The sequence below is a fragment of the Enterobacter sp. 2VL genome (assembly GCF_005503595.1).
GTDB lineage: Bacteria > Pseudomonadota > Gammaproteobacteria > Enterobacterales > Enterobacteriaceae > Enterobacter > Enterobacter cancerogenus.
On record NZ_SCNE01000005.1, the window covers coordinates 219,616 to 235,061 of the forward strand.

Consider the following 15,446-nt stretch of genomic DNA (forward strand, 5'->3'; position numbering starts at 1 on the left):
CTGTCGCTTACGCGCCGTCGAATATCCTGCTTAAACCGCTTCGGCGCTCGGTACGCGTGGCAATCGCCTGCACCAGAATGCGGTCATCGGTATACAGCGAGAGCCGCTGGCGCGCGCGGGTTATGGCGGTGTAGATCAGCTCGCGGGTGATCACCGGCGAAAGCTGGGTTGGCAGGATCAGCGCCGCATGGTTGAACTCAGAGCCCTGGGATTTATGCACCGTCATTGCCCATGCCGTTTCGTGTTCAGGAAGACGGCTTGGCTGCACGGACTTGACGCTACCATCCGGCATCTGGAACCAGACGCGTAGCCCCTGCCCACGGTCCAGCGCAATGCCAATATCGCCGTTAAACAGGCCCAGGGCGCTGTCATTACGCGAAATCATCACCGGCCTTCCCTCATACCAGCGCGAATAAGGTGAACGGTTAATCTTGCGCTTTTGCGCCATCAGCTGCTCTAGCCTTTCGTTCAGCCCGGCCACGCCAAACGGACCTTCCCGCAGAGCGCACAGAAGCTGGTATTCGCCGAACGCCGCGATAGCCTCCTCCGGCGTGCTTTTCTGCTGCACACCGCGCAGGAAATGCTGATAGCCCAGCAGGGCGTCATTCAGCATCGCCTGGTACTCTTCCCCGGTTTGCAGTGACTTTTTCTCGATATCGGTGAACGTCCCGTCAAACACGCCGCGCGTGGTATGGCGATCGCCGTTGTTCACCGCCGCCGCGAGTTGACCAATGCCGGACTCGCTGCCAAAACGATAGCTTTTTTGCAGCAGGCACAGGCTGTCGCGCAGCGCGCCGGCCTGGGCGGAGGGCTCACCGTTCAGCGGGCAGCCCGTCAGGCGCGACAGCTCTTTTGCGCGCGCCTCGGTATAACCCAGGCTTGCATAGGTGCAGATATCGCCCAGCACCGCCCCCGCTTCAACCGAGGCAAGCTGATCGCGATCGCCGAGGAAGATGACCCGCGCATGGGATGGCAGCGCATCAATCAGACGTGACATCATCGTCAGGTCAATCATTGAGGCTTCATCCACCACCAGCACGTCCAGATGCAGCGGATTTCCGGCATGGTAACGCAGGCGCTGGCTACCAGGCTGCGCACCCAGTAAACGGTGCAGCGTACTGGCCTCACTGGGGAACAGGGCAAGCTGATCGTCCGTCAGCGGCAGCTTTTTCAGCGCGCCGCCAAGAGACTCCGTCAGGCGCGCGGCGGCTTTGCCGGTTGGTGCCGCCAGGCGTATACGGCATTTTTGTTCGCCCGCAAGCTGGATCAACGCGGCGAGAAGCTTCGCCACGGTGGTAGTTTTGCCCGTTCCCGGCCCACCTGAAATCACCGATATCCGTCGCGTTAACGCCACAGCCGCGGCCACTTTCTGCCAGTCGACTGCGTCACTGGAGCGAAACAGGGTATCCAGCGTTTCCCGCAGCTGGCCTTCATCACACGGCAACGGGGCGTTCGTCTCATTGAAAAACTGCGCGACCGTGAGTTCATTGCGCCACATGCGGTTGAGGTATAAGCGATCGCTTATCAGGATCATCGGCGTATGACGATCCCCGCAGCCGACCGCCGGGGAGTTTGTCAGCGTGCTCTGCCAGTCCAGCGTCTCGTCGAGCAGGGCAAAACAGGCCTGCAATACCGGGGGCATTTTCTCATCAATGGCGAGACGTGAAACCGGCAGGCAGACGTGTCCCTCGCCCGCATCCTTGCTCAGGAGCGCCGCCGCCAGCATCACGGCGGGATGTGCATCCGCAACCAGCATAGCAAATTGCACGTCCAGCGGGCGTAATACGCGTTGTTCTACGGCATCCAGCAGCCGTTCCTGCATCGTCATGCCATCTCCTCCTGGGTTGCGGCAAAAAGGGTATCCATCTTTTCAATCAGCATCGCGTCAGGCCGCGTACTGAAGATGCCGGAACTCGGGTTAGCCGGGTCCACACCACGCAGGAAGAGATAGATAACGCCGCCAAAATGGTCTTCGTAGCGGTAATCCGCCATGCGATGGCGCAGGTAACGATGCAGTGCCAGGGTATAGAGCTGGTATTGCAGGTCATAACGATGCATCTGCATGGCAGAAGCCATGGCCTGTTGGGTGTAGGCGTCGCTGTTTTCACCCAGCCAGTTCGATTTGTAATCAAGCAGGTAGTAGCGCCCCTGATGGCGGAACACAAGGTCAATAAACCCTTTCAGCATCCCCTGAACCTGGCGGAAATTGAGCGGCGGGCACCCGGCAGACAACGGATCGTATTCGCGGATCAGCGCATCAAGCGCCTCAGCCCTAAGTGGGCTGGCGATAGGCAGGTAAAACTCCATCTCCACCTGTTTATCTTTGGCCGTCAACTGGCTCAGAGAGATACCCTCTTCCGTCAGCGGCGCCTGCAGGATGGCATTGACCCACTCGGTCAACACGGGCTGCCACTTCGCCTCATAGCCGCCGCTTTGCAACATCTTTTCCACCCACGCCTCCGATACCGGCTGCGTGAAATCCAGCTCTTCAAACAGGCTATGCAAGAACGTACCGGGCGACGCGCCGCGCGGGAACTGATGCGGCGTCAGTACAGGCTCGACAGGCACCTCGCCGACGCCCGCCGCGTCGATATCCAGCTTCGGCATCAGATCCTGAGCAATGCTCTGGCCGTGCTGCTGTAAGCCTGAGTAGCTGGTTACCCGCCAGTCGTCCGCAACGGTTCGGACAATCGGCCGGGCGTTGAGATCAGGCTCGGCCTGCTCAGGTAGATGCCAGCGACGATTGTCGGGAAGCTCGGGTACATGCAGGGCGATATGGTCGCCGCAGAGCGATTCAATACATTGACGCAGCCCAGCCGCATCTTTCGGTTCGCCGCGCTGGATAAGCCGCCCCAGGGCGCTCAAATGGAAATCCGTCTCGCCTGTTTTTTCACCCCGGCGGCGAAAGAGCGGCGCAACCCCCAGGCTGCAGTGCCAGACGGAACGGGTAAGCGCCACGTACAGCAGACGCAGATCTTCCGCCAGCCGTTCGGCTTCTGCCAGCTCCACGCTGGTTTCGGCGTTGCTGAGATCAAGCACCGCCTCAAAGGTCTCACGATCGTGATAAAACGCCTGATCCTGCACGCGGTAGTTAGCGATAAACGGCAGCCAGACCAGCGGGTATTCCAGCCCTTTAGATTTATGAATAGTGACGATTTGCACCAGATGTTTATCGCTTTCAAGGCGCATCTGTTGGCTTGACGCGTTGCTGTTCGGATCGGCAATTTGCTGCGACAGCCAGCGCACCAGGGCGTGTTCGCTTTCCAGCTGAGAACCGGCTTCCTGCAGCAGTTCGCTGATGTGCAGGATATCCGTCAGGCGACGCTCTCCCCCTGCCGTCGCCAGCAGATTCTCCGCAATACGGCGTTGCGTCATGAGTTCACGCAGCATCGCCATCACGCCGCGTTTTTGCCAGCGCTCACGATAATGAACAAACTCGTCCACCACCTCATCCCACGCGGTTTCATTGTTATTGAGTGCGTCAATGTCGCGGGCATTAAGCCCCAGCATAGAGCTCGCCAGCGCGCTGCGAAGCGTGCTTTCACGTTCAGGCGCCAGCACCGCCTGCAGCAGCCACAGCATCTCCTGCGCTTCCAGGGTGTCGAATACGCTGTCGCGGTTTGAGAGATAAACAGAAGGAATGGTGAGCAGCGTAAGCGCGTCGCGGATCAGCGCTGCCTCCTGACGGCTGCGCACCAGCACCGTAATATCAGAGGCTTTAACCGGCTTGGCGTTCTCCCCCTTCCACAGCAGCGCTTCGCCACGCGAACCTGCGCTCAGCCAGTCACGGATTTGCGCGGCACAGTGCTGCGCCATCGCGGTTTGATAGTCAGCCACGCCGTAGCCTTCACCGTCCAGCAGCCAAAAACGCATGGCAGGCTGCACCGCGCCGTTATATTCAAAACGCAGCTCGGCATTCTTCGAGGCGGACTTAACCGGCTTGAAGGGAATTTCCCGGAACATAAACGCCGCGTCCATCCGTTCAAACAGCGCATTGACGCTTTCAACCATGCCGGGAGAGGAGCGCCAGTTGGTATCGAGCGTATAGTGCGCCTCGACTTCACTGCGTGCCTTCATATAGGTGAAAATATCCGCCCCGCGAAAAGCGTAAATAGCCTGTTTGGGATCGCCGATCAGCAGCAGTGCGGTTTCAGGCTGTTGTCGCCATATGCGGCGGAAAATACGGTACTGCTGGGGATCGGTATCCTGAAATTCATCAATCATCGCCACCGGAAAACGGGTACGGATAGCGTGAGCCAGCGCTTCGCCATTTTCGCTGCGTAGCGCCTCGTCCAGCCGGCTCAGCATATCGTCAAATCCGAGTTCGCCCCGTCGGCGTTTCTCCCGCGCCACAGCGTCGCGAATTTCAGCCATCGCGCGGGTAATAATCAGGTCATTGAGCGAGAGCGGCTCAGCCAGCAGCGCCTCAATGGAAACAAATAAGGGGTGTTCAGGCACAATGCCATCGGCTTTGGTCCGCTCCGCAAGGAAGCGCTGAGAGAATTTCTCCAGCGCGTCCGGGAGCTGATAGCCCCGCGTCTCTTCCTGCGCCCAGGCGCTGATCTTCTCGATCCACTTGCCCTGATTACCGCGATTGAACTTGCGCCTGTCGATACCCGAGTTTTCAATGATCGCATCGATATCGCCAACGGACTCATTCCACTTCTGCTTTAATCCGACTATTTGCGCGATGATCTTTTCATGACGCGAGGCCAGCGTTTCATCTGCTGGCGGCGGGGATTTGATCACCGGTGCTTCACCCTGCAGGTAGCGGCCAATGGCGCGCAGCAGATCTTCCGGACCTTTCCACAAAGCATGCACCGCTTCTGCAATATCGCGCGGTAACGGATAACAGTGACGACGCCAGAAATCCGCACAGGCCTGATAGCGAAGCTCCGACTCATCTTCGATGAGCTGCTGTTCAAACAGCATGCCGGATTCAAAGGCATTCAGGCTCAACATGCGCTGACAAAAACCGTGGATGGTGAAGACGGAGGCGTCGTCCATTTGCCGTTCGGCTAACAGCAGCCATTGGGCCGCCTGCTGCTTATCAGCAATTTCTTCGAGCAGACTCGCATAGAGAGGGTTATCCGTGGTCTGGCGCAGGCAGGCGATGCGCAGCTCATGGATGTTGGCGCGAATACGGCCGCGCAGCTCGGCGGTGGCAGCCTCGGTGAATGTCACCACCAGCAGCTCTTCCACGCTTAACGGACGTGGAAACGCGGCATTGCCGCCCAGCCCCAATAACAGGCGAAGGTAAAGCGCGGCGATGGTGAAGGTTTTTCCCGTTCCCGCTGAGGCTTCAATCAATCGTTCACCCTGTAGCGGCAAACGTAAGGGATCAAGGGACTCAGCGGTGTCGGTCATTCTTTCTTACTCCAGGGCATAGATTGTTGCAGCGCGCTGATGCTCTTCCAGACTTTCCAGCCTTTCGGGTCAACGAATTCTGCTTTCCCGCTCTGGCTGCCGGAAACCTCAGACAGGATAGCCATTCCCTGCGGTTTGACCACCGCCTGATGGAAGAAATCGGCAACCTTCTGAGGGGTCAGCTGTTTTATCTCGGCCACTACTTTATCACGCGAATCAAACTTCATATTACCGCGATCGAAATCTTTGCTCAGCTGTGAGGCTTCTTCACCCAACGTCTGCGGCGACTGCATAACCTGTGCGATAACGGCTTGCTGGATCTGGGCAAACTCGTCCGGCTTCATGGCGCGCAGCTTCGCTTCGACCTGCGGGAAGAAGGCCTGATAGCGCTGCCAGAGATAGGCCGGTTGCTTATCACTGCTTTGCAACAGGAACCCGAGGCCCCACTGACGCCCTACGTTCATCGAAAACGCAAAGACCGCATAGCCGAGCTGTTCTTCGGTGCGCAGTTGGTTATAGAACCACGGCTGGATAATTTGCCCCAGCACGGCGCTCTGCGCAGAGCTGGCATATTCGTCATATCCCGTTGGCACAAAGACGGCAGCCAGCGCGGAATCCGTACTGCCACCCGTTTTTTCGAAAATCACATTCTGTTTTTTCTCAACCAGCACATCCTGATTGCGACACCACACCTCGCCTTTCGACCCCAACTGGGTACGCACATTTTGCGCCAGGGTTTTCGCGGCCTCTTCACTCATATTCCCCACAATCAGGAACTCGGGCCGGGTGTTGGTTTTCAGTAACGCCCGGTACGCCAGCACATCGTCTAATGATATGGAGGGCAGCAGCGCGCGGCGTTCATCCCGCTGGAAATAGGGGATCTGCGACAGCATCTGCGGCGGCATGATCGCCTGTTCGTAGGCTTTGCCTTTCTCCGCGGAATCCATCATCTGCGCATACCAGGACTTGGCCTGCTCAAGCTGCTCCTGGGTTGGCGTATAGCTGAAATAGCCTTCGAGCAACGCCTGGAACAGCTGCGGCAAACGCTGGGTGTAGCCGTTAGCGTTAAGCATCAGACCGTTGTTGGCATTGGTTGAGAAGCTAATACCCCCCACGGCGGCCTGATTGCTAAGCTGGTCTAAAGCGACACCCGCCAGATAGTCATTAAGCGCAAAGATCACCTGATTTCTGGCCGTGTCCATCGCCTTCGGGTTGCGCAGCACAACGCTGACATCGGCTTTCGGTTCGCTCGCAAAATAGCGGCTTGGGGTGTAAACCACGCGCAGCGTTGGCTCATCAACAATGAGTTCCGGATGCGGATAAGCTTTGGTGGTCTTAATCAGCGTGAAGTCGTCCGGGATGTAGGGATTAAGCTCCGGCAACGCCAGGGCAATCCCGGCGGACTGCTTCTGCCACTTCGCAAAGGTCTCCTCGCCGATCTTATCAACCTGATAAGGCGCATCCACGAAGTAGGCCGTTTTGTTGTGCGGTTCGTTCGGGCTGATATACCAGATACGCGCGTTCTGCGGGGTCATCATCGCCAGACGTGCTTTTAACGCCCCGGCGTCGTACTGGTCAGCAATGTTGACAGCATCAAGTGTGTGGGCCACCGGCACGCGGATCATGGTATCGGCGAGCCATTCAACATAGTCCATGTCACGCGTAATCGAGGGATAGCGGAAATCGAGATCCAGCACATGCGCCAGTTCATCAAAGTAACGTTTATCCACCCCTTTCTCACGCAGCAAAGAGAGATAGCTGAAGATCGCAGCAACCACCTCATCGCGGTTCGCGAGGCCTTTATCGGTCAGGGTTGCGGAAATCGCCAGCACACCGCTGTTGCCGTTTACCACCGGATCGGAGTCGGCACGGATCCCCTCGACCAGCCCCTGCTTTTGCAGCCAGTCAGAGAGCGTACCAGGGCTGCGGTTACCTATAAGATAGGTCACCAGTTCATCGGTTTTACTGCGGAACTGGGCGGTATTGTTATCGATACGGAACTCAACGCGCAGGACCTTACGCGGCAGCGCCGGCACGTAGTGGATCACGATCCCCTTTTGCGCGTCGGTTACCACCGGCACGTTAATCTGCGGCAGATCGATATTTTTATTCGGCACCCGGCCAAAGGTCTGGGCCGCCATGTTCGCCAGCTCAGGCAACGGCTTGTTGCTGTAGATGACGGCTTTCATCAGGTTGGCTGAGTAATATTTATCGCGAAACGTATGCAGCGCCTTGAGCACGGGGCTGTTCGGCTTATCGCTTAACGTCTCACGGTTACCACCGGAAAAGCGCGCGCCGGGGTGCGCCGGGTTGATGGTTTCAGCGCTGACCTGCGCCATGCGCATACCATCGCGCGTGCGGGCCATGGTCAATTCCGCATTCACCGCGTTTCGTTCGCGGTCGGCGTATTTTTTATCCAGCAGCGGCGCGGCGATGGCGTCAGCGAGGCGGTCCACCGCCCCTGCCAGCGCATCATTTTCCACTTCAAGGTAAAACGCCGTACGATAAGGCGCCGTACTGGCGTTGTGGCTGCCGCCATGCATTTTCAGGAATTCTGACAGGCTATCCGGCTGCGGGTACTTTTTCGACCCCATCAGCGTCATGTGTTCAAGATAGTGAGCCAGACCCGGGTGCGCCTCAGGATCTTCCAGAGACCCAACCGGCACCACCAGTGCAGAGAGCGATTTCACCGCCTGGGGATCGGAAACCAGCAGCACGGTCATCCCGTTATCAAGGCGAATGGCCTGATACTGGCGGGTATCTTTCTCGCTTTTGCGAATCGTTTCCTGGATGGGTTGCCAACCGGAATCTGCCTGAGTGAAGGGGGCCCAGAGGGCGACAAACAATACAAACGCTTTAAACAAGGTGCTGCCTGGCATTACGACCTCTTTATCACGGCTACATCATTAACAAACTGCGTGCTGGACACGCCAGCATCTCTTTCTTTTGGTACATCACTCCGTGATAAGAGCTGCATAATAAATGAACGCCAAAATCAGCGCAATTTTTATACAGTCGTCAGGACTGATTAAATTTAAACAACGGTAACAGGTAGCGCTGTGCCTCCTGCGTGATGGCGTCAAAGAATTCTGGCTCAAGCGTTCTCCATAAGCGCTGATACCAGACATCGTCACCTTCACCGCGTACCATCATGTTTCCTTCGTAGGCCTGCAAGAATTTACTCCGCGCTTTTTGCAAGGAGGCCTCGTCCGTTAACATGGCATCATTCTGCGCGTCGTAACAGGCTTTTATCCACGCCCCACCACTTTCTGGCAGTAGCAGCAACGGTTTGTTCATTCCCTGCCGGTAGCCTTCAATGTACAACGATAAATACGCCAGCGCCTGCTCAGCCTCCATGGGCGGGAAGCGCCACTCACCGTCTTTACGCAGGAATAACCGGCTCTCTCCCTGATTACCCTCTGCGCTGTAGACAAGATGTTCGAGCCAGAGTTGCAAACCTTGTGAAACGCTGAGCATGGAGGGCCGCCAGCGCAGCAGGCCATCAGACTGCACGTGGGTCAGCCAGCCGGTGAGCTGCACGCCGTTACAGTCGAGATCGATCTCAATGCTTTGTCCGGGTTGTCGGCATGCAATCACGCGCTCCGCCAGAGTCGTCATCTCCTGGCACTGCGTATCCCAGACAATCTCACCGAACGCGCCATAAGGCAGTTGTCCCGCAGCACGGTAGCGGCGATAAAGCAGTTGGGCATCTTCCTCGTCAACCAGGGCATTCAGCAGTTGAAGGTTAAGCTGGTAGCGTTCCAGCCCATCGAGGGTAAAGGGTTCCGCATCGGGGATTTCACTCTCTTCAGAGCGGAAGTTGACCTGCAGGCGCTGCTGGAAAAATGCCCGTACCGGGTGCGCCCAAAAACGCGAAAGCTGCTCGAACGTCAGGGTGTCAATTAAGCGGGGCTCCAGTTCCTGAATAAAATCGGTGTGTGCCATCCCTTCCCGTTTCGCCGCCGGGAGCCATTCCAGGGCGTAGCTCTGCTGTTCATTCCTGGCGTAGTTAACCGGGTCAAACGGCATGCGGCTGTGGTGAAACGTAATATGATCTTTCACGCGCCGTTCACTTTCGTCACAGTTGCGGGCTTCGTCACCCGGCAGATAGTGGCTCTGCCCGATATAATCCACCAGTTCCTGTACCAGCACAGAAGGGAAGCGTTCGCTGTTGTCCTGAATCGAGCGCCCGATATAGCTGATGTAGAGTTTGCTCTGCGCCGAGATGAGCGCTTCCAGGAACAGGTAGCGGTCATCGTCACGGCGGCTGCGGTCACCCCGCTTCGGCTGAGCGCTCATCAAATCAAACCCCAGCGGGGGCAGCGCACGCGGATAGATCCCGTCGTTCATCCCCAGCAGGCAAACCACGCGGAAGGGGATCGAACGCATGGGCATCAGGGTACAAATATTGATGGGGCCGGCCAGGAACCGCTGGCTGATCCGCTCCTGATCGAGGCGTTGCGTCAGTTCATCGCGCAGAAGCGACAGCGGAACCGCCTCGGAGTAGTGTGAATTGACCCCCTCTTCGATGATGGCCTGCCACTGTTTTTCAATGAGCGCCATCGCGGCTTCTGTTTCGTCGTCCGGCAGGAAGAAGGCATTAAGCATTTCGCGGCACACGGGAAGCCACTCGACAAGCGGGCGAGGCTGCATTAGCTCACGACGCCAGCGGTTAAGCTGCATCAGCAGCGAGGCAAGATGGCCCACCAGCTCAGCGATGAGACCGCTGGATTCATCGTAGGGGAGCACCTCGTTCCACTCACCGTGGTGGCTCTCCATCGCGTAGCCCAGCAGCATACGCGTCAGGCCAAACCGCCAGGTGTGCTGGCCCGTCGGCGGAAGCTCGAACTCCTGAACGTTGTCATCGTCCAGCCCCCAGCGAACGCCGGACTCATTCACCCACTGGCGAAGGTAGCGCAACCCCTCTTCATTAACGTCAAAACGGGCCGCCAGGACCGGGACATCCAGCAGCGCCAGCACATCTTCAGAAATAAAGCGGCTGTCCGGAAGTGAGAGCAGGCTGATAAAAGCCTGCAAGGCAGGATGCGACTGGCGCGCACGGCGGTCAGAAATGGCGTACGGCAGATACCGCTCGCCCGTAGCGCTGCCAAATACGGCCTGAATAAACGGGCTGTAGCTGTCGATATCCGCCACCATAACCACGATGTCGCGCGGCGTCAGGGTCGGGTCATCCTGCAGCATCGCCAGAAGCCTGTCATGAAGGATCTCAACCTCTCGCTGCGGGCTGTGGCAAACGTGCACGGTGATGCTTCGGTCGTCCGGATCCAGCAGGCGTTTACCGTCGCTGCGAACAAATTCCTCTGATGAGATCCCCATGACGGCGCGGTTTTCCAGATCCAGAATGTCAATCTGGATGTTGTGCAGCAGGCTGTCCGGCGCAATCTCTGCGAAGGCGTCCACATCCCCTTCGCCAGAAGAGGTGATATCGGAGAGCATATGAATATAGTCGCGCCCGAGTTTTCCCCAGGAGGCAAGCAGCGGATTGGGCAAGTTTTGCATGCCGTCTTCATCGAAGAGCTGCGCGGCGGTTGCGCTGTCTTTAAACAGGGGAACGCTGCGTTCTTCAAAAAGGCGGCGACGTTGCCGGGTGACTAGCCGGGCGAGCCAGCGGGCGTCCTGAATATCCCCCCAGTAGTGGCGGCAGGGGTTAGTAAAAAGAATATGGATATCAATATGCTGGCCGAGCGCTCGCAGTGCATTCAGGTACACGGGCGGAAGGGCGGATATTCCGCAGATAAACACCCGCGACGGCAGACGGGCCGGACGCTCGGTAGCCTGTTCAAGGATCGAAATAAAACGCTGGTACAGGTTGGCACGGTGCCATTTTGGCTGGCCGAGTTTCTCCGTGTGTTCCACCAGCGCTTTCCAGAGTGGTGCCTGCCAGATTTGCGCGTCGGGTAAGCCCTCCACCCGCTCACCGGCTTCCCAGGCCGTCAGCCACTCAGGACGGTACACCAGATACTGGTCAAACAGATCGGCGGTACGTGAGGCCAGCTGGAACAGCTTGCGTTTATCGGTATCGTCATTGAGATAGTGACGCAGCATCGTAAATTCATCGTGCGTCAGCATATCCGGTAACAGGGTCATCAGCTTCCAGCTCATGCTCTGCTTGTTGAAGGCGCTCTGCTCAGGGATGTCGGGCAGCACGCGAACAAACATCTCCCAGATAAAGCTCGCGGGCAGCGGAAAGTCGATGTTCGCCGCAATGCCAAACTTGTGCGAGAGGGACATTTGCAGCCACTGCGCCATACCGGTACTTTGCACCAGCACCATTTCAGGCTCAAAAGGATCGTCGAGGCGATCGCGCTCGACAATAAATTCCATCAGTGCTTCCAGCACATCAAGACGATTTGAGTGGTAGACCCTTAACATAAACGCTCCAGACTACTGACTAACCGGGCAATGCAGACGTGTTATTTCGCCGCGTCGCCCCAGAGGAGAAATAAGTGAGACCGTGATGCTGACACATCCGGACCGCGTTGTCTGCATTCGGCTCGCCTGCCAGCCAGTCGGTGACGTAAAGGTTGAGAGCTGCGACAAATTCCAGACATGGTGCCAAAGCTGGCGGGTCTGATTCAGCGCCGAATAGCGCATCGCCAGCACCCGCTGATAACCCGATAGCGCCGTCACAATAATAACCAGCAGCATCATCGCCAGCAGGACTTCGACCATGCTAAACCCTTTTTGTCTGCTCAGGGTAACTGACATAGTGCACTCTCCTTAAGCGGGCAGAAATCGCTCCAGCCGTGAGGGGAAAAACGTATGCGCCCGTCTGTTATCTCTCCAGCGCGCCATAGCAGCGTGTCATCGCTACCGGCTATCAGCAAAACGCGCCCCTCGTTCAACAATCGCAAACAGACATGCCAGTCTTTGTTCGCTTTACACTGCACCCCGGTCTGCAAGGCCCAGTTCTGCATCCGCCCCCATTCCAGCGCTGACTGTGCGGCCATCTGCTCCCGAAGCGAGCGGGTCTCGCCCCCGACCAGGGCGCTAAGGCTATCAAGCTGCTGACTGAGGCCGGTCAGGATCAGGGTGCCGAGTACCAGCAAAAGCACGACCAGCGCCAACGACGACATTCCCTGCTGACGGTTCACAGATTGAATCCCGTGACGGTATAGCGCGCGGCAAACGGCGCGGCTAACGCGCCTTGCCGAAGGGCAACCAGCTCAACAGTCAGTTCCGGCGCAAAACCGGCATGTTCCACTTTGCTTACTTTTAACTGCTGGATCGCAATCCGGTCTGGATCGGTAAGCTTTTCCCATCCTCGCCCTTCACAGCTGGTCGCCCCGCGCAGCGTTTCCAGCGCGCCCGACTCCAGGCGAAATCCGGTGCTGTCGTTTTCAGAGGAGGACACGTCCCAGACCCCATTGCTGTTGGCATCCCATTTTACGATGGCACAACTGCCCTGTCGGCCAATGGTCAGCCCCGCTCCCTGGCAATTTCCTGCACAGTAGCCCGCCCGCTGAAGCTGCTTACCGATGGAAAACAGACGCTGCCAGACCTCCTCCTCAAGCTCCTGTTGCCCGGATTGCAGCAAAACCGCACGGTGTAACGCCGGCAAAAAACGCGATGTGCTGATCAACAAAATGCTGCTGATAGCCATAGCCATCAGCATCTCCGTAAGCGAAAAACCGCTTTGGTTCATCGACATGCTCCCTGAACTGCTGCATTACACATTCTGATTCGTCCTGCGTTTGAGATAATAATCAGCCACTCACCCGCGCGACTTTTCACCCCTACCCGCCCGGCCCAGGCGGTATCTCTCAGCCCAAAGAACCCCAGCGACGGTGTTATCTCGCTGATGACGACCTCAGGCCAGAGCGGCACCATCACGAAGGGACCACCGCTTTCGCAATCCATTACGGTGGAACTCACCAGGCAGTTTCTGTTTTCATCCCGCTGAAGCGTGACCAGGTGGTCGCGGTTATGGCGGTTAGCATCGTTACGCAAAAACACCATGTAATCGCGCACCTGCCCTGCGGTTTGCCATAGCCGCTGCTGGCGTTGCCAGCTGTCCCAGCCATAAAGCCCTGTAGCGCTCAGGATCACCACAAGCGTAAGGGCAATCAGTGTTTCAATCAGCGTAAAGCCGTTCTCATTTTTCATGCCGGGAGTGTGACGACGGTAGAGATATTTAACGAGGGACGGATGTGAAGTTTGCGAGCCGCTTTCAGGTGTTTTTTGTCTTTTGCAACGGATTGCAATGGCTGCGGAATGCGCCTCGTAAAAGGCATTGAGGACGAAAAAAAACCGGCGCTAAAAAGCGCCGGCTGTGTAACGATTTACCGCATCAGATTGCAACCGGAGCTTTGATACCCGGGTGCGGGTCGTAACCTTCAATCTCGAAATCGTCGAAACGATAATCGAAGATCGATTCAGGTTTGCGTTTGATGACCAGTTTCGGCAACGCACGCGGTTCGCGGCTCAGTTGAAGATGTGTCTGATCCATGTGGTTGCTGTACAGGTGGGTGTCCCCGCCCGTCCAGACAAAGTCACCCACGTCCAGATCGCACTGCTGCGCCATCATGTGCACAAGCAGCGCGTAGCTGGCGATGTTAAACGGCAGGCCGAGGAACACGTCGCAGGAGCGCTGATAAAGCTGGCAGGAGAGCTTACCGTCCGCCACATAGAACTGGAAAAACGCGTGGCACGGTGCCAGCGCCATTTTGTCCAGTTCACCCACGTTCCAGGCAGAAACGATGATACGGCGCGAGTCCGGATCGTTTTTCAGCTGGTTCATTACGGTGGTGATCTGGTCGATATGGCGGCCGTCAGGGGTAGGCCATGCCCGCCACTGCTTGCCGTAAACCGGACCGAGGTTGCCATTCTCATCGGCCCATTCGTCCCAGATGGAGACGTTGTTTTCGTGCAGATACGCTACGTTGGTGTCGCCTTGCAGGAACCAGAGCAGTTCATGAATGATCGAGCGCAGATGGCAGCGCTTCGTCGTCACCAGAGGGAAACCTTCCTGCAGGTTGAAGCGCATCTGGTGGCCAAAAATAGAGAGCGTCCCGGTACCGGTGCGGTCATTTTTTGGCGTGCCCTCATCGAGCACTTTTTTCATCAATTCAAGATACTGTTTCATGGTTCCTCAGGAAAGTTGTTGCTGTGGACGACGGCGGTAGGCCCAGATCATCATAACGGCACCCGCGACAATCATCGGAATGGAGAGGATCTGCCCCATACTGATGTACTGTACCCACTCGCCGGTAAACTGCGCATCCGGCTGGCGGAAGAACTCGACGATGATACGAAACGCGCCGTAGCCAATCAGGAACAGGCCAGAAACCGCCCCCGTTGGGCGTGGCTTGCGGATGAACAGGTTAAGAATGATAAACAGCACTACGCCTTCAAGCGCCAGTTCATAGAGCTGGGACATGTGGCGCGGCAGAACGCCGTAGGTATCGAAAATGGATTGCCATTCAGGGTGAGAGGGCAGCAGCGCCAGGTCTTCTGCACGCGAACCCGGGAACAGCATCGTAAACGACACGCTCGGATCGACACGCCCCCAAAGTTCACCGTTGATGAAGTTACCCAGACGACCCGCGCCCAGCCCAAACGGGATCAGAGGCGCAATAAAATCAGCCACCTGGAAGAAGTTACGCTTGGTGCGTTTGGCAAAGATGAGCATCACTAAGATCACGCCAATCAGGCCGCCGTGGAAGGACATGCCGCCGTCCCAGACGCGGAACAGATAGAGGGGATCGCTCAGGAAAACCGGGAAGTTATAGAACAGAACATAGCCGATGCGCCCACCCAGGAACACACCAAGGAAGCCCGCATACAGCAGGTTCTCGACTTCGTTCTTCGTCCAGCCGCTACCCGGACGATTAGCGCGACGCCCTGCGAGCCACATGGCAAAAATAAAACCGACCAGGTACATCAGTCCGTACCAGTGAAGCGCTACAGGTCCTACTGAAAAAATGACCGGATCAAATTCCGGAAAATGCAGATAACCACTGTTCATCTGTCACCACAAGATGTTGTTATTCCGCTGAAAGTGGACAGCGGTAGAATTGCATTCCCGCCACTGGCAGGTGCTCCAAGGTTGCGAATAA

At 57.2% G+C, this 15,446-nt stretch carries 10 protein-coding genes; all 10 read right to left on the reverse strand.

Annotated elements, in window-relative coordinates; genetic code table 11:
• Positions 1–7: 7 nt before the first annotated feature.
• Positions 8–1,828: an exodeoxyribonuclease V subunit alpha gene (gene recD, locus FFS28_RS14250; protein ID WP_137849875.1), complete on the reverse strand. Its 1,821-nt coding sequence runs from the start codon at positions 1,826–1,828 to the stop codon at positions 8–10.
• Entirely contained in the window at positions 1,825–5,367 is a 3,543-nt protein-coding gene (recB, locus tag FFS28_RS14255) for an exodeoxyribonuclease V subunit beta (protein WP_137849876.1), read from the reverse strand. Before recB ends, recD begins: the two co-directional genes overlap by 4 nt.
• Positions 5,364–8,246, reverse strand: a complete 2,883-nt coding sequence (gene ptrA / locus FFS28_RS14260) for a pitrilysin (RefSeq protein WP_137849877.1) — start codon at positions 8,244–8,246, stop codon at positions 5,364–5,366. The genes recB and ptrA overlap by 4 nt, the downstream gene beginning before the upstream one ends.
• Positions 8,247–8,385: 139 nt before the next feature.
• The gene (gene recC / locus FFS28_RS14265; protein WP_137849878.1) at positions 8,386–11,760 is read right to left on the reverse strand and encodes an exodeoxyribonuclease V subunit gamma; all 3,375 of its coding nucleotides are present in this window, start codon (positions 11,758–11,760) and stop codon (positions 8,386–8,388) included.
• A gap of 12 nt (positions 11,761–11,772) precedes the next feature.
• A complete protein-coding gene (locus tag FFS28_RS14270; RefSeq protein ID WP_137849879.1) occupies positions 11,773–12,096 on the reverse strand; it encodes a prepilin-type N-terminal cleavage/methylation domain-containing protein in 324 nt (107 codons plus the stop codon).
• The gene (locus FFS28_RS14275; protein ID WP_101737047.1) at positions 12,081–12,482 is read right to left on the reverse strand and encodes a DUF2509 family protein; all 402 of its coding nucleotides are present in this window, start codon (positions 12,480–12,482) and stop codon (positions 12,081–12,083) included. Before FFS28_RS14275 ends, FFS28_RS14270 begins: the two co-directional genes overlap by 16 nt.
• Positions 12,479–13,039, reverse strand: a complete 561-nt coding sequence (locus FFS28_RS14280; RefSeq protein WP_137849880.1) for a prepilin peptidase-dependent protein — start codon at positions 13,037–13,039, stop codon at positions 12,479–12,481. The genes FFS28_RS14275 and FFS28_RS14280 overlap by 4 nt, the downstream gene beginning before the upstream one ends.
• Positions 13,030–13,494, reverse strand: coding sequence for a prepilin peptidase-dependent protein (locus FFS28_RS14285; RefSeq protein ID WP_006178306.1), 465 nt, complete (start codon positions 13,492–13,494; stop codon positions 13,030–13,032). The genes FFS28_RS14280 and FFS28_RS14285 overlap by 10 nt, the downstream gene beginning before the upstream one ends.
• A 184-nt stretch (positions 13,495–13,678) precedes the next feature.
• Positions 13,679–14,473, reverse strand: coding sequence for a thymidylate synthase (gene thyA / locus FFS28_RS14290; protein WP_006178308.1), 795 nt, complete (start codon positions 14,471–14,473; stop codon positions 13,679–13,681).
• A gap of 6 nt (positions 14,474–14,479) precedes the next feature.
• Entirely contained in the window at positions 14,480–15,355 is an 876-nt protein-coding gene (gene lgt, locus FFS28_RS14295) for a prolipoprotein diacylglyceryl transferase (protein ID WP_006178309.1), read from the reverse strand.
• Positions 15,356–15,446 lie beyond the last annotated feature (91 nt).

What these genes read in the sequence shown, in the direction of transcription:
- recD (WP_137849875.1), bottom strand. Translation starts at nt 1,828, where the DNA reads ATGACGATGCAGGAACGGCTGCTGGATGCCGTAGAACAACGCGTATTA.
- recB (WP_137849876.1), bottom strand. Translation starts at nt 5,367, where the DNA reads ATGACCGACACCGCTGAGTCCCTTGATCCCTTACGTTTGCCGCTACAG.
- ptrA (WP_137849877.1), bottom strand. Translation starts at nt 8,246, where the DNA reads ATGCCAGGCAGCACCTTGTTTAAAGCGTTTGTATTGTTTGTCGCCCTC.
- recC (WP_137849878.1), bottom strand. Translation starts at nt 11,760, where the DNA reads ATGTTAAGGGTCTACCACTCAAATCGTCTTGATGTGCTGGAAGCACTG.
- FFS28_RS14270 (WP_137849879.1), bottom strand. Translation starts at nt 12,096, where the DNA reads ATGTCAGTTACCCTGAGCAGACAAAAAGGGTTTAGCATGGTCGAAGTC.
- FFS28_RS14280 (WP_137849880.1), bottom strand. Translation starts at nt 13,039, where the DNA reads ATGTCGATGAACCAAAGCGGTTTTTCGCTTACGGAGATGCTGATGGCT.
- FFS28_RS14285 (WP_006178306.1), bottom strand. Translation starts at nt 13,494, where the DNA reads ATGAAAAATGAGAACGGCTTTACGCTGATTGAAACACTGATTGCCCTT.
- thyA (WP_006178308.1), bottom strand. Translation starts at nt 14,473, where the DNA reads ATGAAACAGTATCTTGAATTGATGAAAAAAGTGCTCGATGAGGGCACG.
- lgt (WP_006178309.1), bottom strand. Translation starts at nt 15,355, where the DNA reads ATGAACAGTGGTTATCTGCATTTTCCGGAATTTGATCCGGTCATTTTT.